The 21,436-nt window shown below is 62.4% G+C and carries 18 protein-coding genes; 8 read left to right on the top strand and 10 right to left on the bottom strand.

What is annotated here, in order from left to right:
• Positions 1–148 precede the first annotated feature (148 nt).
• Together purL and AC1TQG_RS23505 are read left to right on the top strand one after the other, a co-directional pair.
• The gene (gene purL, locus AC1TQG_RS23510; protein WP_482140750.1) at positions 149–2,428 is read left to right on the top strand and encodes a phosphoribosylformylglycinamidine synthase subunit PurL; all 2,280 of its coding nucleotides are present in this window, start codon (positions 149–151) and stop codon (positions 2,426–2,428) included.
• Between the two features lie 120 nt (positions 2,429–2,548).
• Positions 2,549–3,628 carry an NAD(P)H-dependent amine dehydrogenase family protein gene (locus AC1TQG_RS23505; RefSeq protein WP_482140748.1) on the top strand — a complete coding sequence of 360 codons (1,080 nt, stop codon included), beginning with the start codon at positions 2,549–2,551 and terminating at the stop codon, positions 3,626–3,628.
• Between the two features lie 88 nt (positions 3,629–3,716).
• On the opposite strand, the gene AC1TQG_RS23500 is transcribed toward AC1TQG_RS23505, so the two are convergent.
• The gene (locus tag AC1TQG_RS23500; RefSeq protein ID WP_482140746.1) at positions 3,717–4,742 is read right to left on the bottom strand and encodes an NAD-dependent epimerase/dehydratase family protein; all 1,026 of its coding nucleotides are present in this window, start codon (positions 4,740–4,742) and stop codon (positions 3,717–3,719) included.
• Between the two features lie 109 nt (positions 4,743–4,851).
• On the opposite strand from AC1TQG_RS23500, the gene AC1TQG_RS23495 reads away from it, so the two are divergent.
• The gene (locus tag AC1TQG_RS23495) at positions 4,852–5,652 is read left to right on the top strand and encodes a nuclear transport factor 2 family protein (RefSeq protein ID WP_482140744.1); all 801 of its coding nucleotides are present in this window, start codon (positions 4,852–4,854) and stop codon (positions 5,650–5,652) included.
• 51 nt (positions 5,653–5,703) lie between these two features.
• On the top strand, positions 5,704–6,552 hold the full coding sequence (locus AC1TQG_RS23490) for a phytanoyl-CoA dioxygenase family protein (RefSeq protein ID WP_482140742.1): 849 nt from the start codon (positions 5,704–5,706) through the stop codon (positions 6,550–6,552).
• 16 nt (positions 6,553–6,568) lie between these two features.
• Here AC1TQG_RS23490 and AC1TQG_RS23485 read toward each other — a convergent pair whose 3' ends face one another.
• On the bottom strand, positions 6,569–7,969 hold the full coding sequence (locus tag AC1TQG_RS23485) for an FAD-binding oxidoreductase (RefSeq protein ID WP_482140740.1): 1,401 nt from the start codon (positions 7,967–7,969) through the stop codon (positions 6,569–6,571).
• A gap of 178 nt (positions 7,970–8,147) precedes the next feature.
• Here AC1TQG_RS23485 and AC1TQG_RS23480 point away from each other — a divergent pair, with 178 nt between their 5' ends.
• Positions 8,148–9,176 carry an AraC family transcriptional regulator gene (locus tag AC1TQG_RS23480; protein ID WP_482140738.1) on the top strand — a complete coding sequence of 343 codons (1,029 nt, stop codon included), beginning with the start codon at positions 8,148–8,150 and terminating at the stop codon, positions 9,174–9,176.
• Positions 9,177–9,734: 558 nt separating this feature from the next.
• Positions 9,735–11,129 (top strand): MFS transporter, encoded by a 1,395-nt coding sequence (locus tag AC1TQG_RS23475; protein WP_482140737.1) that lies wholly within the window; start codon positions 9,735–9,737, stop codon positions 11,127–11,129.
• A gap of 74 nt (positions 11,130–11,203) precedes the next feature.
• On the opposite strand, the gene AC1TQG_RS23470 is transcribed toward AC1TQG_RS23475, so the two are convergent.
• From AC1TQG_RS23470 to AC1TQG_RS23460, 3 genes are read right to left on the bottom strand one after another with little or no spacing between them, the layout of a single operon-like run.
• Positions 11,204–12,712 carry a glutamate-cysteine ligase family protein gene (locus AC1TQG_RS23470; RefSeq protein ID WP_482140735.1) on the bottom strand — a complete coding sequence of 503 codons (1,509 nt, stop codon included), beginning with the start codon at positions 12,710–12,712 and terminating at the stop codon, positions 11,204–11,206.
• Positions 12,713–12,769: 57 nt separating this feature from the next.
• Complete coding sequence (locus AC1TQG_RS23465; protein WP_482140733.1) at positions 12,770–13,840, bottom strand: phosphotransferase family protein; 1,071 nt, start codon at positions 13,838–13,840, stop codon at positions 12,770–12,772.
• A complete protein-coding gene (locus AC1TQG_RS23460; RefSeq protein WP_482140731.1) occupies positions 13,837–14,949 on the bottom strand; it encodes an Rv3169 family protein in 1,113 nt (370 codons plus the stop codon). Before AC1TQG_RS23460 ends, AC1TQG_RS23465 begins: the two co-directional genes overlap by 4 nt.
• A 98-nt stretch (positions 14,950–15,047) precedes the next feature.
• Between AC1TQG_RS23460 and AC1TQG_RS23455 the strand changes: the two genes are divergently transcribed.
• Complete coding sequence (locus AC1TQG_RS23455; protein WP_482140729.1) at positions 15,048–15,674, top strand: TetR/AcrR family transcriptional regulator; 627 nt, start codon at positions 15,048–15,050, stop codon at positions 15,672–15,674.
• Between the two features lie 22 nt (positions 15,675–15,696).
• Here AC1TQG_RS23455 and AC1TQG_RS23450 read toward each other — a convergent pair whose 3' ends face one another.
• The 5 genes from AC1TQG_RS23450 to AC1TQG_RS23430 all read right to left on the bottom strand — a co-directional run bounded on the left by AC1TQG_RS23450 (position 15,697) and on the right by AC1TQG_RS23430 (position 20,877).
• Positions 15,697–17,334: an ABC-F family ATP-binding cassette domain-containing protein gene (locus AC1TQG_RS23450; protein WP_482141445.1), complete on the bottom strand. Its 1,638-nt coding sequence runs from the start codon at positions 17,332–17,334 to the stop codon at positions 15,697–15,699.
• Between the two features lie 163 nt (positions 17,335–17,497).
• On the bottom strand, positions 17,498–18,202 hold the full coding sequence (locus tag AC1TQG_RS23445) for a hypothetical protein (RefSeq protein ID WP_482140727.1): 705 nt from the start codon (positions 18,200–18,202) through the stop codon (positions 17,498–17,500).
• A gap of 25 nt (positions 18,203–18,227) precedes the next feature.
• Positions 18,228–18,824, bottom strand: coding sequence for a hypothetical protein (locus AC1TQG_RS23440; RefSeq protein ID WP_482140725.1), 597 nt, complete (start codon positions 18,822–18,824; stop codon positions 18,228–18,230).
• A gap of 86 nt (positions 18,825–18,910) precedes the next feature.
• Positions 18,911–20,581: a hypothetical protein gene (locus AC1TQG_RS23435; protein ID WP_482140723.1), complete on the bottom strand. Its 1,671-nt coding sequence runs from the start codon at positions 20,579–20,581 to the stop codon at positions 18,911–18,913.
• Entirely contained in the window at positions 20,578–20,877 is a 300-nt protein-coding gene (locus AC1TQG_RS23430) for a hypothetical protein (RefSeq protein ID WP_482140721.1), read from the bottom strand. The genes AC1TQG_RS23435 and AC1TQG_RS23430 overlap by 4 nt, the downstream gene beginning before the upstream one ends.
• Positions 20,878–20,999: 122 nt before the next feature.
• Here AC1TQG_RS23430 and AC1TQG_RS23425 point away from each other — a divergent pair, with 122 nt between their 5' ends.
• Positions 21,000–21,386: a sterol carrier family protein gene (locus tag AC1TQG_RS23425; RefSeq protein ID WP_482140719.1), complete on the top strand. Its 387-nt coding sequence runs from the start codon at positions 21,000–21,002 to the stop codon at positions 21,384–21,386.
• The last annotated feature ends 50 nt before the right edge of the window (positions 21,387–21,436 follow it).

Genomic DNA, 21,436 nt, shown 5'->3' with positions numbered 1-21,436 from the left:
CCCTCACGCGCCACCCCCGGCGCGCGAGGCACAGACTACCCGGCACCTGGCCGGTTCGGGTCTCCGAGAGCACAGAGAACAGTGCAGTTGGCCGGCCCTCGGAGACGGCGTGGTCAGCGGGCGGCGCGGCACCACCTAGACTGTTCTCGTGAGTGCAGACCTAGATACCGTTTCTGTCGCCGCCGATACCCCTGATCAGTCGCAGCCATATCGTGAGCTGGGCCTGAAGGATGATGAGTATCAGCGGATCCGCGAGATCCTTGGTCGCCGTCCGACCGCCGCCGAATTGGCGATGTACTCGGTGATGTGGTCCGAGCATTGCTCGTACAAGTCATCCAAGGTGCACCTGCGCTACTTCGGCGAGACCACGACCGACGAGATGCGGTCATCGATGCTCGCCGGGATCGGTGAGAACGCCGGCGTTGTCGACATCGGTGATGGCTGGGCGGTCACGTTCAAGGTCGAATCGCATAACCATCCGTCGTACGTCGAGCCGTATCAGGGTGCCGCGACCGGTGTCGGTGGCATCGTCCGCGACATCATGGCGATGGGTGCCCGTCCGATCGCGGTCATGGATCAGCTTCGCTTCGGTGCGGCCGATGCCCCCGACACCCGCCGGGTGGTCGACGGTGTGGTCCGCGGCGTCGGCGGTTACGGCAACTCTCTCGGCCTGCCGAACATCGGCGGCGAGACGGTCTTCGATGCGTCGTACGCGGGCAATCCGTTGGTCAACGCGCTGTGTGCCGGTGTCATGCGGGTCGAAGACCTGCATCTGGCGTTCGCGTCGGGTGCAGGCAACCGGATCATCCTGTTCGGCGCCCGGACCGGTCTCGACGGCATCGGCGGTGTGTCCGTCCTTGCGTCGGAGACGTTCGACGACAGTGCCGGTGGCCGACCGAAGAAGCTGCCTGCGGTCCAGGTGGGCGATCCGTTCACCGAGAAGGTGCTGATCGAGTGCTGCCTAGATCTCTACAAGGCCGGCATCGTCATCGGTATCCAGGATCTCGGTGGTGCCGGACTGTCTTGTGCGACCTCGGAATTGGCTGCGGCCGGCGACGGTGGCATGCACATCGAACTCGAAAAGGTGCCCATGCGGGCCACCGGCATGACCCCGGCCGAGGTCCTCTCCAGCGAGTCGCAGGAGCGGATGTGCGCGGTGGTCGCCCCCGAGAACGTCGAGGCGTTCATGGAGGTCTGCCGCAAGTGGGACGTGCTGGCCACCGATATCGGTCAGGTCACCGACGGCGAACATCTCGAGATCACCTGGCACGGCGAAACCGTGGTCGACGTACCGCCGCGCACCGTGGCACACGACGGACCGGTCTACGAGCGTCCGGTCACCCGTCCGGATTGGCAAGACGATGTGATCGCTTCGAGCACAAAAGATCTCAAGCGTCCGGTGTCGCCGGATGAGTTGCGGGCCACCCTGCTGGAGATGATCTCGTCACCGGCTCTGTGTAGTCGTCGGTTCATCACCGAGCAGTACGACCGCTACGTCCGCGGCAACACCGTGCTGGCCGAGAATGCCGATTCCGGAATGATCCGCATCGACGAATCCTCCGGTCGCGGAATCGCTTTGGCAACCGACGCCTCCGGTCGTTACACCTATCTCGATCCGTACCGCGGCGCGCAGCTGGCACTGGCCGAGGCCTACCGCAACGTCGTGGTCAGTGGCGCCACCCCCAAGGCCGTCACCAACTGCCTCAACTTCGGTTCGCCCGAGGACCCGGCCGTGATGTGGCAGTTCCAGCAGGCCGTCCGCGGATTGGCCGACGGCTGTGCGCAACTGGGCATCCCGGTCTGCGGCGGCAACGTCAGCTTCTACAACCAGACCGGCGCCACGGCGATCCTGCCCACCCCGGTGGTCGGTGTCCTGGGAGTGATCGACGATGTGCGTCGGCGGATCCCGACCGGCTTCGGAACCGAGATCGGCGAAACGCTGATCCTGCTGGGTGACACGCACGACGAGTTCGACGGATCGATCTGGTCGCAGGTCGCGCACGATCATCTGGGTGGCACGCCGCCCGCCGTCGACCTCGAGCGTGAGCGTCTGTTGGGCGAAATCCTCACCGCCGCATCGCGCGACGGTCTGGTGTCGGCCGCGCATGACCTGTCCGAGGGTGGCCTCGCGCAGACCGTGATCGAGGCCGCGCTGGCGGGCGAGACCGGATGCCGGATCGTGTTGCCCGAGGGCGCCGATCCGTTTGTCTGGCTGTTCTCCGAGTCGTCCGGCCGGGTACTGGTCGCGGTGCCGCGCTCCGAAGAGGTGCGCTTCTGCGGGATGCTCGATGCCCGGCAGATGCCGTGGACTCGCATCGGTGTCGTTGATCAGGGCAGCGACTCCGTCGAGGTCCAGGATGCCTTCACCGTGCCGCTCACCGAGTTGCGCGAGGCCTTCGAGGGAACGCTTCCCAAACTCTTCTCCTGACCCCGATGATGTGCCCTTTTGGCGGTCCCCACCTGGGGTTTTGTTCGCCAAAAGGGCACATTTTCGGTTGTGGGCAGGCTAGGGTGAACGCGTTCTAGTTCCTGCGTTCGGAGGTCTGTGGTGTCGTTGCGTGTTGTGGTGTGGTCCACCGGAACCATCGGAAAACTGGCGATAGCGGGGGTTCTGGCCCGCCCCGAGCTCGAATTGGTCGGGGTATGGGTGTCGAACCCGGACAAGGTCGGCAAGGACGTCGGCGAACTGGCCGGACTCGGCCGAGACCTCGGTATCGCGGCCACCGATGACAAAGAAGCGCTGTTGGCGCTGCGGCCCGATTGCATCGTGCACGGCGCGATGACCGACGACCGCATCATGGAAGCGATCGACGACCTCATCGGGTTCCTCGAGGCCGGGATCAATGTGGTCTCCTCCGGTCCGGTCGCCCTGGTGTACCCCGACGGTGTGCTGCCGGCAGAGCTCAACGAGCGCATCCGCAGTGCGGCCCGCGGTGGCAATGCCACCCTGCACGTCAACGGTATCGATCCGGGCTTCGCCAATGATGTTCTGCCGCTGGCGATGACGTCGCTCTCGAAGCGGATCGACGAGCTGCGCGTCGCCGAGATCGCCGACTATTCGACGTACTACCAGCCGATGACCATGACCGAGTTGTTCGGCTTCGGCAAACCGATGGACACCCAGTCGATGCTGTGGATGCCGGGAGTTCTGTCGCTGGCCTGGGGGCCGGTGGTGCGACAACTCGCGGCCGGTCTCGACGTGACCCTCGATGAGCCGCTGGTGGAGAAGATCGACCGTCGTCCGGCGGAGAACGACTACGACATCGCCTCCTGTCACATCGCCAAAGACACTATGGCCGCAGTGCGTTTCGAGGTGATCGGGACCGTGAACGGAGTGCCGCGCATCGTCCTCGAACACGTCACCCGGACACAGCGCGATGCTCAGCCCGAATGGCCGAGCCCGGGCAACGGCGATGGCTGCTACCGCATCGAGATCAAAGGCGACCCGGTGATGACTGTCGACTTTGTACACCACGGCGAGAACGGTGACCACAACGATTCCGGAATGTTGGTCACCGCAATGCGTTTGGTGAACGCGGTGGAAGCCGTGGTGGACGCGCAGCCCGGACTGCTCACCGCGATCGACCTCCCGCAGATCACCGGTCGTGGACTGGTGACCAAGGACTGAGCCGATCGTATCGATCCTCACGCACTCGAATTCCCGCCGCCCACCGGCAAGTGCCGATGGGCGGCGGGAGTTCGGCTGCGATGGGCGGTCAGGCGAAAGCTTTCGCCCGTCGCGGCACCGTGATCGGGCGCCGACGTCGTAGTTGCCCGGTGCCGACGAGGAAGTCGGCGTAGTCGCGCATCGTTGTGGCGACAGATCGTGCTGCATAACCCAATTCGGAGCGAGCCTTCGTTCCGTCGACCACGGGCTGGGCCTCCAACGAACCAAGTGCAGCCTTGGATACGAGGTCGGAACCGAACAACTTGCAGATCGGTTCGGCCACGGGCAGGATCGCCTGCACCCAACCCATCGGGAAGGCGAGAGCCGGACCGCGGCGCCCGGCTTCGCGAGCCACCATCCGAAAGGCCTCGATCATCTCGACCATTTCGCCGGTGAGCAGGTAGTTTTCGCCGCAGACGCCGCGTTCGCCGGCCAGGATCAGCCCGGCCGCGACATCTCGGACGTCGACCAGATCGAAGCCGCCGGTGATGAGTGCGGGAACACGACCACGCGCAGAATCACGCAGCATTCCGTTGATTCGTGAATACGGTGCATGATCGGCGGGACCGTACACCGCGGTGGGATTGCAGATGACGGCGTCGAGACCGCGGGCGATGACCCGGTGCAGTTCCTGCTCGCCTGCCCACTTGGAGCGGTCATACACCGGGAGCGCCGGATTGTCGGATCGGACCGACACCTCGTTGATCTGTCCGCCGCACAGGTATTGGTCGAATGAATGGATCGAACTGCAGTGCACCATCCGCCGGACCCCGGCAGCGAGCGCGGCCTCGGCAACATTCCGGACGCCTTCGGTGTTGATGCGCCAGGCGTTCTCGTCGTTGTGGCGCAGGGTGATGACCGCGACCAGGTGGTACACGATATCGACTCCGTCGAAAGCGGTGGTCAGGGCCGCTGGGTCGAGGATGTCGGCGCTGACCCATTCGACGCCTGCGATGTCGGGAGCTGTGGCCGGCTGTTGTCGATCGATCGCCACCACAGTGTCGCCGCGGGTGACCAACTGGTCGAGGAGATTACGACCAACAAACCCGGCAGCGCCGGTCACAGCAACTTTCATCAGGATCACTTTCGGTTGAGTGGCAACAAGTCGCCGACTTCGACATCTAGAACGTGTTCTACTTTGAGAGTAGAACACGTTCTAGATTTGAGGAAGATGGTGTCAACCGATGGCGACATACGGCCGGGATCGGATGCTTTCACTTGTTGAACGTTCGCCGGCCGCCGCTGGTGCCCACGACCGCGACGAGTGGGTCGGATTGTTCGTCGACGGTGGCGTCGTCAACGATCCGGTGGGGTCACGGATTCACTCGGGCGGCTCCGAGATCCGGCGCTTCTATGACACCTTCATCGGTCCACGGAACATCACCTTTCATCGCGACGCCGACTTCGTGGTGGAGCGCACCGTCGTTCGTGACCTCGAACTGGAAGTCGAGATGTCGCCGAAGGTGACGCTGCGGGTACCCGTCTTCATTCGGTACGACCTGTCTGAGTGCGGAGACGATCTGCGCATCACGCGGCTTGCGGCCTATTGGGAACTGCCGGGGATGATCAGGCAGTTCGCGCGCTGTGGTGTGGCCGCGGTGCCGGTCGGCGCGCGGCTGACCGCAGCATTGCTTCGGAATCAAGGGGTCTGGGGCGCAATCGGATTTGCCGAGGGGTTTCGGCGGGTCGGTGCCACGGCAAAGGCGACCGTCGGGAAGTTCCTCGACGCCGCGGCACGGGGGGATCTGGCGACCGCTCGCCGGCATCTGGATCCCACCGCGCCAGTTGTGGTGCTCGGTGGTGACGCCGTCGGCGTTGATCACGTCATCGGATCGCTCCGGGGCGTCCGGTCGCACAAGCTGCTGGCGGCAGGAAACACGGTCGCCGTCGCTCTGGTCGTCGGCGATCGGAAGGGTGTTGGCCTCTTTGTGTTTGGGGCCGATCGCGCGCGGATATCGGCCGTCGAGCTGGTGTTCGATGAGTGATCGAGGGCACTTGCGCTGACGGATTGCCGTTGCGGGCCTAAAGTCTGGTCCATGGCTGCACCGCTTTCCACACCAGGCGTCTTCGGTCCCGACGATCTCGAGGGCCTGGTCTGGTTCTATGACATGTATGGATATGCCACCCTGCGGGGTGCGCTGAGCGCGTCCGACGTCGACGCCATCGAATCGGAATGTGTTGCTGCGCAACGTGGTGTGATCGCCGGGGAATTGGATGCCCGATACGGGTCGACCATATTCCTCGATGAGGCCGCCAAAGCCGAGAAGTTTGCCAACTATGTCGAATACGTCAGCGAGGTATCGCCCGCTGTTGATTCCGCGATCACCGGTCCGGTGATGCGGGACGTCATGAACCGACTGCTCGGCCCCGATTCCTGGTTACGCGAACATGAGCAATACGGCGTTGTCTATCAGGATGCCCGTCCCGGCAAGGAATCCGGATACACCCGGATCGGATGGCATTCGGATTGGCAGTCCAGCCCCAGTCTGGACGTCTGGCCCGGTACGGCATTCACCCTGCACGTCGACGGAACCAGTCCGGCCAACGGCTTCCTGCGGGTGGTGCCGGGCAGCCATCTGTGGGACACCCCGGCTCCGTACCGCAACGTCAACGGCGTACCCGTTCCGGATACTGCCCAGGCTTCCGGCGGACGGACCAGTCGTAAGCCACCTTTCGAGATGCCGCTGGGTTTCGAGAAGATCCGCGGTGAGGTCGGGATCTACGCCGAACGCGGCGACATCATCTTCCACGACGCCTATCTCTGGCACTCCGCGGCCAGGGCCACCGACGACAACACCCAACGTCGCCATGTCCGCGGCGGTTACTTCGGCGGCACCAAACCTGCTGCAGGAGTGGAAGAATTCATCAAGAACGCGGCGCGGTAGCCAGTCGCGTCGGGGATCAGGTCGGCACGATGTTCTGGTTGATCCGAAAGAGGTTGTGCGGGTCGTACTTCCGCTTGATCTCGACGAGCCGATCGTAGTTGCCGCGGTAGGCGGCCTGAACTCGCTCGCGACCTTCGTCCATCATCATGTTCACATAGCCGCCGCCTGCAGAGGTCGGGTGCAGTTCCTCCCAGTAGTTCTTGGCCCACTCTGTGATGCGTCCCAGATTGGCGGGATCGGGATCGATGCCTGCGATGACTCCGTTCCATCCGCCGTTGCGGTAGGGGAAGGCGGTTGCGTCCGCGGCGACACGCTCGGCAGCGCCGCTGATCGGATACAGGTGCATTGTCGACAGAGACGACGGGAGGGCTTCGCCGTACCGGTGGTGAAGTGAGATCGCGGTATCGGTGATCTCCTCGAAGATGTCGGCCTTCCAGTACCACTGCAAGCCCGTGGGCAGCAGGCCGTCGAACGCGCTCTGAAGCACGGGAAACGGCATCGGTGCCAGGCCGAACAGAAGCGGTGAGCCGAAGTCTCGAACAGGCGCCAGGACCTGGTCGGCCTGCTGGTGCGGCCCCGAATAACACCACACGATCCCGCAGACCTTTCGGCCCCACAGCTCCTCGGGGAAGGGTGGCCCGCCGGGGACCTCCAGGACACCGATCCAGCCGTTCAGCTCGTCGGGCAGCGTCGGGATGAGGTCGCGGTACCACCTGAAGACCTCCTCGGCATCGGCAATGTCGTAGAGGACCGGCCCACCGATGACCTCGCCGGCGTCACCCACCGGGTGAGATTGAAATGTGAACGAGGTGACCACGCCGAAGTTGCCGCCACCGCCGCGCAGCGCCCAGAACAGATCGGGGTGGCTGTCGGCGCTTGCGGTCACAAAGGACCCATCGGCCAACACAACGTCGGCGGATAGTAGATTGTCGATGGTCAACCCGAAATGCCTTGTGAGATAACCGGTACCACCACCTAGTGTCAGTCCTGCAACTCCGGTTGTGGAGACGAAACCGGACGGTGTGGCCCTCCCGAATGCCGCGTTGGCATGATCCACGTCGCCCCAGGTGCATCCGGCGTCCACGCGTATGGTGCCTGCCTTCGGGTCGACGGTGGTAGAGCGCTGCGTGCGGAAGTCGATCACCAGGGCGTCATCCCACACGCTGAACCCGGCACCGTGGTGACCGCCGCCGCGGACCGCGATGGGGATCTGATGGCGGCGCGCAAAGTTGACGCAGGCGATCACGTCGGCGACATCCGCGACGCAGGCAACAGCCGCCGGGTGGCGGTCGATGGCCCCGTTGTAAACCTTCCGCATCTCGTCGTATTCAGGGTCCTCGGGACCGATCAGCGGACCGCGAACGGTCTGGCGTAACTCGGAGATGACGGCATCCGGGGTGGCTTCGATAGCGGACATTTGGTGCGCTCCTTCTGTACGGACTCACATGGTGGGAGACTGGGTAGTTGAACGGTACGAAGCAGCGGTGACGTGCGGGAATGCCCAATACGCCGAAGGACTTGCCCGTACGTCCACGGAGCGACTCGGTCTTTGCCGCACGTCCGGGAGAGTTGTCCGATCGTCCGGGAGTCACGCCATGGACGTCCTATCCGACGTTTTGCTCGCTGTGCGGTTGACCGGTGCGGTGTACTTCGACATCGATGCCCGTTCGCCCTTCGTTCTCGAGAGTCCGCCCACCGATGTGATCGCTGCCAAGATCGCCACGGACGCCGAACACCTGATCGCCTTCCACGTCTTGACTCTTGGTTCTTGTTGGGTCGAGACGGTCGACGAGCCCGAACCCGCGCAGTTGCTGCGGGCCGGTGAGATGGTGATCGTCTCCAGCGGCGAGGCACACCTGCTCGCATCGGCACAAGGTCTCCGCGGGCAGCCGGACCTGTCTCGGTACTACCGGCCGTTGACTGAAGCCCTGCCGTTCGTCATCGACATCAACGGCGACACCAACGCCGATCGCTGTCGGATCGTGTGTGGCTACTTCGCCTGTGACCGGCATCCGTTCAACCCGTTGCTCGAATCGTTGCCGAGAATGGTCCACGCCCCCGTGTCGAGTCGTAGCTGGGGTTGGATGTCGCGGCTGCTCGATGCGGCCATCGAGGCGAGTGACGGTCGCAACGCCGGGCAGGAGGCGATGCTGGCGAAATTGTCGGAATTGATGTTCGTGGAAGCGCTCCGTGCACACATCGACGGGTTGACTCCGGACGCTCGCAACTGGGCGGCCGGCATTCGCGACCCCGACGTCGGTTCGGCACTGCGGCTCATCCACGGTCGGTTCGCCGAGCCGTGGACGCTCGAAGGCCTGGCCCACGAGGTGGCGATGTCCCGATCGTCGTTTGCCGATCGGTTCACTGCCTACGTGGGGGTGCCGCCGATGACCTACCTTGCCCGATGGCGGTTCCAGCTCGCTGCGCGATTGCTGCAGAACGGTTCACTCAGTGTTGCGCAGGCCGCGAATGCTGTTGGATATCAATCAGAATCGGCCTTCAACCGGGCCTTCAAACGCTCTGTCGGGGAAGCTCCGGGCGCTTGGCGACGAAAGGGAGCGGGAGATGTAGCGCTGTGCGCGGATGACTGGTCGGGCCGCAGGTCGTGGACCTCGGTTGAGTGACCAGTTACTGGCGCCGAGATTTCGTTTTACCCCATCTTGCTGGACATTTTCAATGCCGCAATCGGGTGTCTGATTTTTGATGGACCGCGCGCCGCGATAAAAAGATCAAACCGAAATGGTGGGGTTACGCGGTGCATTGCGACGAGTCGATTAGACGTAACGCAAAAGAAACCACCTGACGGCAGATTGTATGCAAGACTCACTATCGGCAACCTGCACAGCATCGTTGGGACCCCAGAGCGGGTGAAAATTGGGACTCTGGAAAGGATTTGGCATGCAAGTACGGACGCAGTGCATGCAACGCGTGGACCTGGACTCCGGTCCACTCCTCGGTGGCAGAATCTGGTCGGGGTGCATTCGTGGCGGCCTGCAACTTTAGGTGGCATCTTTTTGCAGCCATGAATATGTCGTCTATTTCTAACTGAAGACACTCGGAAACTCTTTACTGATTCTTTACTTTCGTGAAGTTGTGGAGTGGCTGATGCATGTCTGGAACCGATCTATCCGGGTGAAATTCCCCTACCCCTCAAATGTCCGCTACTGGTTAAGGAAACGGAAATGGCAAACAAGCAGCAGGTCGGCGTGAAACCTGGGGGACAGGCCGACACTGAAATCGATGTACTCGGCGAGCGTGTGATGCGAAAAGTGTCGCGCCGTTTGATCCCGTTCATCGCGGTTCTGTTCTTCATCAACTACGTGGATCGAACGAATATTGCGTTCGCAAAGTTGGAAATGAGTGCGGACCTGGGTCTCAGCGAGGCTGCCTACGGCCTCGCCGCCGGTCTGTTCTTCATCGGGTATTTCTTGTTCGAGATCCCGAGCAACCTGGCCTTGCACAAGTTCGGTGCGCGCCGATGGGTTGCCCGGATCATGGTGACCTGGGGCATCGTTGCCATGGCAATGGCCTTTGTGAACAGTGAAGGTGCGCTGTACGTCGTGCGAATCCTCCTCGGGATTGCCGAGGCGGGCTTCTATCCAGGTGTCATCTTGTACTTGACATTTTGGTTCCCGCGACGCCAGCGGGCCAAGGCGATTGGACTGTTCGCGCTCGCGGTTCCGGTATCCGCGGTGGTCGGAGCTCCGGTGTCCACGGCCATCATGCAATACAGCCATGACTTCATGGGATTCTCGGGTTGGCGCATCATGTTCCTGGTCGAGGGCGTGCCCGCGGTGATCCTGGGAATCGTGTGCTGGTTCTATCTGACCGACCGGCCTGCGGACGCGAAGTGGCTCGACACAGAAGAGCGTGAGTGGCTGACAGCAACGATGGATGCGGATGCAAAGGAAACCGAAGCCGGAAATCCGTGGACTCTCCGGCGCGTCCTGACCAGTCCACTCGTACTCGGACTCGCACTCGTGGAATTCGGTGTCGGCTACGGGATTTACGCACTCAGCTTCTTTCTGCCGTCGATCATCGCCGGATTCTCGGAGACGTTCGGGACCGATTTCAACCTGTTTCAGACCGGCCTCATCACGGCCATCCCGTTCTTCTTCGGAGCGCTGGCGATGGTGTATTGGACGCGACATTCGGATCGGAAGTATGAGAGGGCGTGGCACGTCGCGGCACCGGTATTCCTTGCCGGGCTCACTGTCCCCATCGCGCTCTATCTGGGATCGCCGATCGCTGTCATGGTCGTGATCTCGCTGACCGCGATCGGAGTGTTTGCTGCCTACCCGGTCTTTTGGACGATCCCCGGCGAGTTCCTGACCGGAGTCGGAGCGGCCGCCGGAATTGCGTTGATCAACTCGCTCGCGAACCTATCCGGATTTGCTGCGCCCTACATAACCGGAGGACTCACCGACGCCACTGGCTCGGAGAACAGCGGAATGTGGGTCGCCGGCGGCGTGCTGATCTTTGCCGGCCTGACGATGGTCGGGCTCAAGGTGAGTGGGTTGCTGGATCCGGCCAAGCATGCGCAATCGTTCGAGCCGGAGCCGGTGGTCACCCGGTAGCGGACAGCGTGGCCCGGACGTGACGGAAGGTCGCGTGCAGGTTCACCGGGTGCGGCCGGGCAGACCGAGGGGTGTCACAGATCCCAGGTGTGCACGGCCGCACCATCGTGCATGCGTTCGATGTACTCACTGAGCATGCCGCTCAGTGCAACGTCGCGGCTGTCGCCGGCCTCTTCCCTGGCTGCCACACACGCACGTTGCCACACCGAACCGGTTTGCCCGGTGACCGCGCGGCCCTCGATGATGGCCAGGTATCGGTCGCGGACGTCGGCCGCGACACCGAATGCCTGCAAACCTTCTTCCGCGAGTGGCAGCAACCGGCGCAACACCAACTCATCGGGTTGTACCCATCCGACTGTCGGCCAATACAGTTGGCAATCCATACCGTCGCGGGCTGCGGTGTGGAGATTCTCTGCTGCCGCATTGAACGTCATCTGTGACCAGATCGGACGATCGGCGTCGACGAGTCCGCGCAGGGCCCCGTAGTAGAACGCTGTATTTGCCATGATGTCGAGTACGGTAGGTCCGGCAGGCAGGACACGATTTTCGATGCGCAGATGCGCCTGCCCGTCGACGACGTCGTAGACCGGTCGATTCCACCGGTACACGGTGCCGTTGTGCATTCGGAGTTCGGTCAGTTCAGGTATCTCACCGGCTTCCAACTGTGCCAGCGGGTCGTCGTCCGACACCACCGGTAGCAAGGCTGGAAAGTATCGGGTGTTCTCCTCGAAAAGGTCGAATATGGTTGTGATCCAACGTTCTCCGAACCAGACCCGCGGCCGGACTCCCTGGTTGATGAGCTCTTGTGGGCGGGTGTCGGTGGCCTGTTCGAAAACCGGGATGCGGCTCTCGTGCCACAGGGCCTTGCCGGCCAGGAACGGCGAGTTGCCTGCGAGTGCCACCTGCACCCCGGACAGCACCTGAGCGGCATTCCAATGGTCGGCGAAGCTCTCGGGGGCAACACGCAGATGCAATTGCAGCGACGTGCACGCGGCCTCGGGCAGGATCGAATCGATCGACGTCTGCAGACGGTCCGGACGGTCGCCGGGCACCAGTGGCACACCGGTGATGTCGAGTTCGATGTCCTCGCCGCGGGCAGCAAAGATCTGCTGGTTCAACAGGTCATAGCGTGGGTTCGCCGAAATCCACTGATGCGCAAAGTGCTCTTGCCGCAGGGTGGGCAGCATGCCGATCATCACCAGATGGTTATCGGTGGTCGCGGCCTTGGCCTCGGCCTGATTGAGCGAATCGCGCAGGCTTGATTCGAGCGAGACGGTGTCGGCGCCGACGAAGGGTCTCGGTGCCACATTGATCTCGATGTTGAACTGGCCCAACTCGGTCTGGTAGTCGGGATCGGCGATCGCTTCGAGCACCGTTGCGTTCGACATCGCCGGATTCATCGCACGGTCAACAAGATTGAGTTCGACTTCCATGCCGAGCAACGGTTCGGGCGGATTACCCTGGTCGGTGAACAGTCCGTCCGCGAGCATGCGGGCGACCGCCTCCGTACAGTTTCCGACCTGCTGACGAAACCGTCGTCTGTCCTCGCGGCTGAATTCGCGCTTGCCGACATCCGTGCCCATCGTCCCATCGTGCCACGGAATGCCGGGTGCACGTGGATGTCCGGTCGCGGGTGGACGTCAGCCGCCGAGTACTGTCTCGAGGCGCTGGGCACAGATGTCGGCGAGATCGATACCGTCGAGTTCGAGTTTCGTGTTGAGCCTGATCAGGGGAACGGCCAGAAGTAGCGCAGCGGTGACATCGTTGAACAGCATATTTGTCGGCCGCGTTCCGGTGAGTCGCTCGTATCGTTCGAATGTCGCTTCGCGTGACGGCGTTCCGCTCACCGAACTGTGGTTCTCCAGCGGACTGCTGACCCAATCGGTGAGAAACATCCATGCGAGGTCGGCACCCGGGTCTCCCAGGTAGGCGATCTCCCAATCGAGGGCAGCGACAGGATGGTGGTCGGTGTTGGCGTAGAGGACGTTCGACATCCGGGAATCGCCCCAGCACAACGTGACTCGAGAAGGTTCGTACAGATGGTTGTCGGCCCAATCGAGTGCCTGCGCCAAGCCCGGATGTAGGGGACCGCCGTCGCCTGCCCAATTGAGCGCGTATCTCAGGAAGTTGACCAAACGCTGCGGTGGCGTCGTGCCGAACTTGCTGAGATCCAGGAAACCCAGGCGCCTTTCGGTGGTGTCGATCTGGTGGACCCGGGCGATCAGGTCGACGCATCCGTTCCATAGCCGTGCCCGGCCCACATCGTCGGTGTCGGCAAAGATGCCCTGTTGGTGGTATGCGGGTACGTCACTGACGGTGACGACGTCATCGATGCGGTCCATGACGAAGTAGGGCGTGCCCAAATCGATTCCCTCTGCGTCGATCCACCGCATTCTCGGTACCGGGACCGCGGAATCGGCGAGTCGTTCCATCACCAGGTATTGCCGCCGGAGATCGAAGTCCGGCAGGACCGCGAAGTCGGGTGGTCGCCGGAACACCAGTCCCTGGGATTCCGCCTGTGCGGTCGCCGTCGGGTCAACGTCAACGTCAACCAGATCGAACAGGTATGTCTCGGTGGAAAATCCCTGTTCGGCGGCTCTCCAGTTGGCGATGGTCGCGCGATGGGCGGACGGAAACCTGTGTCGTAGTACGGCTTCGAGTGCGGCCGGGAGCTCATCGGCCGACAACCGTGACGGTAACACCGGCGTCACCAGCCCGTGTATCCGTAGCGCGGGTAGGCGCCCATGAAGACCATCTCGACCAATCCGTGCCCGACCTTGCCGTCCATCCGGACCTCGCACAAAGTCTCGCTGAGCATCCGAACGGGCGCCAACGCCTCTGCATCATTGGTGTTCACCGTGAAACCGTCGAGGAAGTCGTCACCGCGGAAGTAGCCGCTGGCGTAGCCGTTGTAGTGGTCGTAACCGGCCAGCCCGGGCCAGAAGTCGGTCATCGGGCGCACCTCGATGGTGCTGGTCGATCGGTCTGCGCGGACGATCGTGAATGTTCCCCCGGACACAACGCGCGCATCATCACGGAACTTGAGGTCGTGCTCGACATCGATGATCGCCTCGTGTGGGCGCCCGGAATCGATGGGGTAGAGCAGTTCACCCTCGAACTGCCATCTCGACCCGTCGCTGTTCTCGCGCTGCGCGAAATGCACCAGCTCGTCGTCGAATTGGAAGATCCCCATGTAGTAGAGGACACCTTCGGGCAGATCGGTGGGCTGGAGTTCGGTGCCATCGGGGAGGCCGCCGCCCCCGCCTCTGCGGATCCCCCACGAGTGGTCACGGCCGAACCACCAGCGCTGCGGATCAATTTCGATGCGTTCACCGTCGATGTCGATCCAGCCTTCGACCAGACCGTTCTGATAGAAGCGGCGGGCGTCCTCCGAGACGCGCCCGCGGACCCGATGAAACGCGGCGGTCTGCTCGTAGGCGTCGAATTGTCCGGTCATGCTCAAATCCAGGCTCAATCCCTGGCTGTTGGGGGCGATCTGAGTTCGCACCCGGCGCAACGGTTCTTCGATTGTGTAGGTGTATGGGCCGATCGTGTATTCCCCGAGTCCGCCGGTCTGGGGATTGAGTGTGGTGGACATTCGGATCACCTTGGCCGGGCCGTTGCGTTTGGTGACCATCGCATAGGCATCGGTCACGTTGCGGTTGGGGTAGCGGGCCATTCCGGTCATCACATTGATGTCGCCGGATTTGTCGAATCCGTACATCACAACGCGTTCCACCCAGCGCAGATCACTCTGCGATACGTGGTCGAACGTGGTCGGCAATTGGTGAGCCAAGATCTCGTCGTTGGGTGTCAACACGGCGCAGTCTCCTTCTTCGGGGCGACCTCTGGGGGCGACGGACAATACGTTAGGGCATGGAACGTAATTGAATGGTCGTTTTGCGGTACTTTCATCGGGTGACCACTTCTGCCCAGCCGCAACCCGGTCGTCCACGTGATCCTCAGAAGGACGTCGATGTCCTTCAGGCCGCGCGGGATCTACTGGTCGAGGGCGGCTTTCAGGCGGCGACGATTACCGCGATCGCCCGACGCTCGGGGGTGGGGGCGCCGACCATCTACCGCCGGTGGGCACGCCGGGAGGCGCTGATCGAGGACGCCGCATTCGGCACGGCCGAATCGGGTGTGGTCCCACAGGCCACCGGTGACCTGTGGGACGACCTGCGGACGTGGGCATTGCTGTTCTTGCAGCATTTCGCAAATCCCGTTGCGCGAGCGGCGATTCCGGGCCTCATGCTGGCCTACCAGCATGAGGAGGATCTCTACGAGCGTCTCGTCAACCGATCTGAGCGCGACGTCCGGATCATGATGCGGGATCTACTGCGCGGCGACCTGCCCGAGATGCCCGCGAAGGCGCTGGAGAAGCGGGCCGACGCGGTCTTCGATCTCCTTGTTGCGACAACGGCCATCCGAGCGTTGACGGTTGGTCTGACCGGGCAGGAGGCGTTCTGTGACCGGACTGCGGACGCGCTCACGGCGTTGGCCTACTCGACCTGGAAGCCGCGGACCCGGCGTCGCCGAACCTAGGACCCGGTACCTCGCCTTCGGCTCAGGCCAACGTCTCGGTCAACTTGCCGTCCGCCAGTTGCCAGCGCCGCGTGGCCCGGACGGTGGCCAGCATTCGCCGGTCGTGGGTCACCAACAGGACTGTGCCGGAAAAGGATTCAACCGCCTGCTCCAGCTGCTCGATGGCAGGTAGGTCCAGGTGGTTGGTGGGTTCGTCGAGCACGAGCAAGTTGACACCGCGTGCCTGCAGCAGGGCCAGCGCTGCGCGCGTCCGTTCACCTGGTGACAGCGAGTCGGCTGAGCGGGTGACGTGATGTCCCTTCAATCCGAACTTGGCCAGCAAGGTTCGGATGTCCGCATCGGTCTGATCGGGGACCTGGGCGCCGAACGCCTCGGCAAGTGCGGTGTCGCCGGTGAACAATCCCCGAGCCTGATCGACCTCGCCGATCTGCACCCCCGAGCCCAACGACGCCGAACCCGAGTCGGGTGCCTGCCCGCCGAGGAGCAACGACAGCAGCGTCGACTTTCCGGATCCGTTGGCGCCGGTGATGACAATCCGATCGCCGGCGTCGACCTGGGTGCTGATCGGTCCCAGCGTGAACTCGCCACGGGTGAGCGTCGCTTCGTTGAGGGTGGCGACGACGGTGCCCGAACGAGGCGCGGCCGCGATTTCCATGCGGAGCTCCCACTCCTTGCGGGGCTCTGCGACCTCTTCGAGCCGTTCGATGCGACGTTGGGTCTGCCTGGCCTTCGACGCCTGCTTCTCGGTTGATTCCAGCCGCAGGCCCTTGCCGACCTTGTCGTTGTCCTTGGATTTGCGCCGCGCATTGCGGACACCGTGTTCCATCCAATTACGTTGCATCTGAGCGCGATCGGTCAGCGCGTCTTTGGTGTCGGAATACTGGTCGTAGGCTTCGCGGGCGTGGCGACGGGCGACTTCACGTTCGACCAGAAAGGCTTCATAGCCACCGGAATACACCGACACCTGCTGCTGGGCGAGGTCGAGCTCGACGATGCCGGTGACCGTGCGTGCCAGGAACTCGCGATCATGACTGACGACGACCATCGGCGTCCGCGAGCTCGACACGAAGTCCTCGAGTTGCGCGAGGCCGTCGAGGTCGAGGTCGTTGGTCGGTTCATCGAGCAGGAGAATGTCGTAGCGCGACAGCAGAAGTGCGGCCAGCCCTGCCCGCGCCACCTGACCACCGGACAACGCCGACATCGGCAGATCGAGGTCGACGGTCAGACCCAGGTCTGCCGCGACCTGATCGGCCCGTTCGTCGAAGTCGGCCCCGCCCAGGTGCAGCCAGCGGTCCAGCGCAGGGGAGTAGAGGTCGTCGCCGCCCTCGCCCAAGGCTTCGGCCGCGGCGTCCATCGCCGACTGTGCCTGTGCGACGCCCGTCCGTCGAGCGAGGAACTGGCAGACTGTCTCGCCCGGCGTCGGTTCCGCTTCCTGCGCGAGGTAGCCGACCTCGGCGTCCGGCGGGCTCAACGTGATGGTGCCGTCGAAGTCGGCTGATCCGACTCCGGCGAGCAGCGTCAGCAGCGTTGATTTGCCGGCGCCATTCGCGCCGACCAGACCGAAGACGTCGCCGTCGGCCACCGTGAGGTCGAGATCGGAGAACAACGTTCGTTCGCCGTGACCGGCTGTGAGTCCGGTGGTGTGCAGGGTGGCGCTGATGGTGGTGACGCTCCTTCGAAATGCAGGTTCTCTTCACGAGGGTAGTCGGTGCGTCATTGCAGACCCGCAACGCCGTGGGCGGTCGGTCAACGGACTCGGCGGTGCTGGCAATTTCGACATCGAGCTCACCTTCCTAGGCCAGGACGTGCGCATGTGTATTGGCTCAGTTGGCTACGATCTCGCCGATGCCCGTGGTGCGAATGTTCTCGATGTTCTCTGGGGTGTAGTTTTTGGCGTTGAGGACCACGAAGTATTGGAAGACTTGAACACCGTTTTTGATGCTCGCGTTCAGATCGACGATGAGGCCGGTCGGACCGATTCCGGATCCGAGATTTTGCTTTTCTTTCTTATCTTCGCGAGCGTTGGCTGCTATTTCCGTCCAGGAGTCGACATTTGCGGGGAGTATTCCCCAGCGGGCGGAGATTTCGGCGAGTTCCTGTCGCGCATCTTCAGGACTACTGAACGATCTCCAGAAGGTTATGTAGTTGAACTGCCCGTCGCGAGAATTCGCTACCCAAATAGTTTGGGTGCGGACGGTTTCTTCGGCGTCGGGTCCGACCAGCGTCAGTTCGATGTCGGGTCTTCCTGCGCCGCCGATGATCACGTCTCGTTTGTGCTCGGCCGGAAGTCCTACCTCTGCATTGGTTATTGTGTGGTCTCGAAGGTCAAAGCGCGTGAGCCGGCTGTCTCGGATTTGCTTGACGCCGGCGGTCGAGAGGAGTGAAAATCCAGGCTGTCCCGGGAGTTTCGGCTCCAACGAAATTGCTTTCGCTTCCTGATCGACTTTCGTGATTGTGCAGGCGGACAGCAGGCAGATGAGGGCGGTCACCATTGCTATGGCACATCGTTGGCTGGTTTTGATCGGCATGTCGTTGGTCGTCTGTGTGTGCAGGTCAGCTCACGGGGCGAGTGCTGATGCCGGTGGTTCGGATGCTGTCGATGTTTTCCGGGTTGTAAGTGCGTGGGCTGAGGTTGACGTAGTACTGAAATACCTGGACGCCGTTTTTGATGCTGGCGTTCATGTCGATGATGAGTCCGGTGGGTCCGATTCCGGAGCCCAAGCTCCTTTTTTCTTTGTCTTCGCCGGCCTTGCTCGCGATGCTTGTCCACATCTCCACGTTTTCGGGGAGGATTCCCCAGCGTGCGGTGACTTGCGCGAGTTCTTGTTGTGCGGCTTCGGGGGTGTCGAAGGAGCGCCAGAAGATGAGGTCTTCGAACTGTTCGCCGCCGTAGTGGGTGATCCAGATGGTTTTGGTGGTGACGGTGTCTTGGGCGTCGGGGCCGAGGAAGGTGAGTTCGATGTCGGGTTTTCCTGCGCCGCCGATGATCACGTCTTTGTTGTAGTCGGCAGGGAGTCCGGCGTCTGTGTTGGTGAGGGTGAGGTCGCGGAAATCGAAACGCGCGCGCCGGCTGTCCTTGATCTGCTGTACGCCCTCGTCGGTAAGCAACGAGAACTCAAGGGGGCCAGGGGAGTCTGACGTGGATGTCACGGGGTTCTCCTTGTTGTCGGCGGTGGCTGTGCATGCGGCCAACAATCCGATGACTGTCACCAAAATTACTAGGACTTGCGCTGATTTCACCAATGGGGATCAAACTTCCAGTCCGTGAGCAACCTGCTGAGGATGCCGCCCATTTGGTTATCGAGTCGTTGCTCGTCGACTCGGGCATCAAAATCGGAGCCGACAATCCGGCGGGCTTCATTCGGATCTTCCGCGAGTAGACGCTGATATGCAGGCAGAGTGTCCTCCGTGATGAGTCGCCACCGTTGATTCTCGTCGGCAATATTTCCTTCTGGGAATGGCGTTTGCACAGTCACCGCACCGGGGATGTATCTCCTGTTTTCCAATTCAAAGTCGTGTGGATACAACTCAGGGTAGGCATGAGCCCCGGGTATGGATGGTGTGCCTACGGTGGTCAACATCCACGTCATTGCCTCGCCCGTCACGGGATGGTTCCGCATTTCCTCATAGTCGTCAGCGATGATGTCGAACTGTTCGCGATGAAGTAGCTGGGTATTTCCGCTGGCGATGAGCGCAGAATTGTCTTGTGTGACCCCGTCGTCTATCTGATGCCACGCACGACCTGTGTCAGGGTCGATGAGGGCTGCGCGCCGCATCCGGTCGATTTCTGCGGTCCCGCCGTGGAGGTATGCCTCGTGCATGGGGGCTTGATCCTCGAAGATCTCCTTCTGCATGCTCAGGAACTTCTGCTCGTAGTAGGCGATCTCCGGATCGCTCAGGGCCGCGAGAGCTTTGGTCATCGGTGCGATTTCTGATGGGAGTGCTGCGCCGGCGGGGCCTTGGATGCCTTTCGCGATGTCACGCATCGTTGCCAAATCGTAAAAGCCTCCGGCGAATGACGGGCCGATCATGTTGGCCATCCCCGCCCACTGCAGCTCGGGATGATCGAGGAAGAGCTGACCGTAGTACTCGTAGACCTTGGTGATCGTCTCGGTGTTGTATTCGGTGCCCTTCGACGGATCCCATTGCGATGGATCGATTCCAGCCTCTTCTAGTGACTCTCGCAGCCAATAGTTCTGGAGAAACTCTCCATAGCCCTCTTTTGGAACCAAGCCGGCATCAAACGCCGTGTCCAGGACCGGCTTTGCCGCATCCGGGTGGTTCTTCACCCATTCCTGGAACCGTGGGTCGTCCAAAACGGTCTTGGCCTGCTCGGGCGTCAAGCCCACCAAAGACGGTGGAGCGTAGTCGCGGCCCGCCGTCACATCGCCCTTCGTGGCGTCCACTTCATCGTTGGCGCCGTCGAGTGCAAAAGCCACCGCATCGTCTTCATCGGCGAGTTGTTGCAAGGCTGCATCGATGGCTTCTTGAAATGCCTTCCGATCCTCTTCCTGCTTGTCGAGCTCGTCGGCTGTATACGGCCCCGCGATGCCGTACGCGCCGACTTTCCAGTCGTCGCTGACCTCGAAGTTGCTCAGCACTGCGGCAGTGACGTTGGAGAGCGCATTGTCGCGGACCGATTGCAGCCGGGTCGCGCCGGATCGGAGTGCTTCGATCACCTTGTCTGTTGTATCGGCTACGCGAATACCGAGCCGATGGTCTTTTTCGGCTTTCTGCCACGCCGCTTCGGCGGTGTGCCCATCCGACGACTGGTATTGGTTCAGAGCTACCGAACGCGCGGAGTCCAGTTTGGACTCGAAGTCGATGTTGGACGTCTCAAGGCTTGCTGCAGCGTCGCTCAACAATGAAGGCTGCCATTTCCTGACGCCGCTGACGGTGTAGGTCACTGCAGCCGCAGCGCTTTGAACGTGGTTGCCGAGTTCACTTCAGTGTTGGCGAAGGTTTCAGTGGCCGCGACCGAGGCATCGGCATACGCGCACAATCGGGTCGCCACCGCGCTGTACGCGGTATCCACCGCAGATCCGCTACGCGCCGCGGTGACACCGGCTTTCGAACCGGGCAACGACTCCGCGATGTCTGTGGTGGAGGCTGAGGCGTCGATGGTGTTGATCTCGGCGCCGAGTGCGCGATAGCGGCCGGCATCAGTGCGGGTCGCCGCAGTATCTGTTTCGAACAATGGCATCGGATGTCCCCCCCATACGAGCACCCCCCGGTGACCGCGTCTGCTCACCGTATATCCCGATTTGGACGGCGCGGGAGAGTCCGCGGTTCCGTGGGGCGGTGAGTGGGTGCCACGATGTGTTTGTGGCACCTCATAAGTCGGTAGACCCGGCCGCAATGCGAACAGCCGTCGAAACCGTGGCGCCGTGGCTGCGTGACCCTGAAGCCGTCGAGCCGACGAGGAAAGAGATCGCCGACGCTGTCCGGATGACCGCACGAACCCTCGCCCAACTCGCGCCGGGTGGCTCGGTAGAGGTGCGGGTGCCGCCGTTCGTGGCGGTCCAGTGCATCGAAGGACTTCGCCACACGCGCGGCACCCCACCGAACGTTGTCGAGACCGATCCCCGCACCTGGTTGCTGCTGGCAACCGGTCAACTGGATCTCTCAGGCGCGCTTGCGGACGGCAGGGTTTCCGCGTCCGGAAGCCGCGCAACCGAGATCGTTCATTGGCTGCCATTGCTGCGCGTGTGACATCGACACCCGTCCCGTGCGGGCAACGACACGCCGTAGCGATTCGCAAT

It is taken from the genome of Williamsia sp. Y844 (assembly GCF_056786475.1).
The sequence above is the reverse complement of the archived record's forward strand: the minus strand, read 5'-3'. Positions and strand labels throughout refer to the sequence as shown.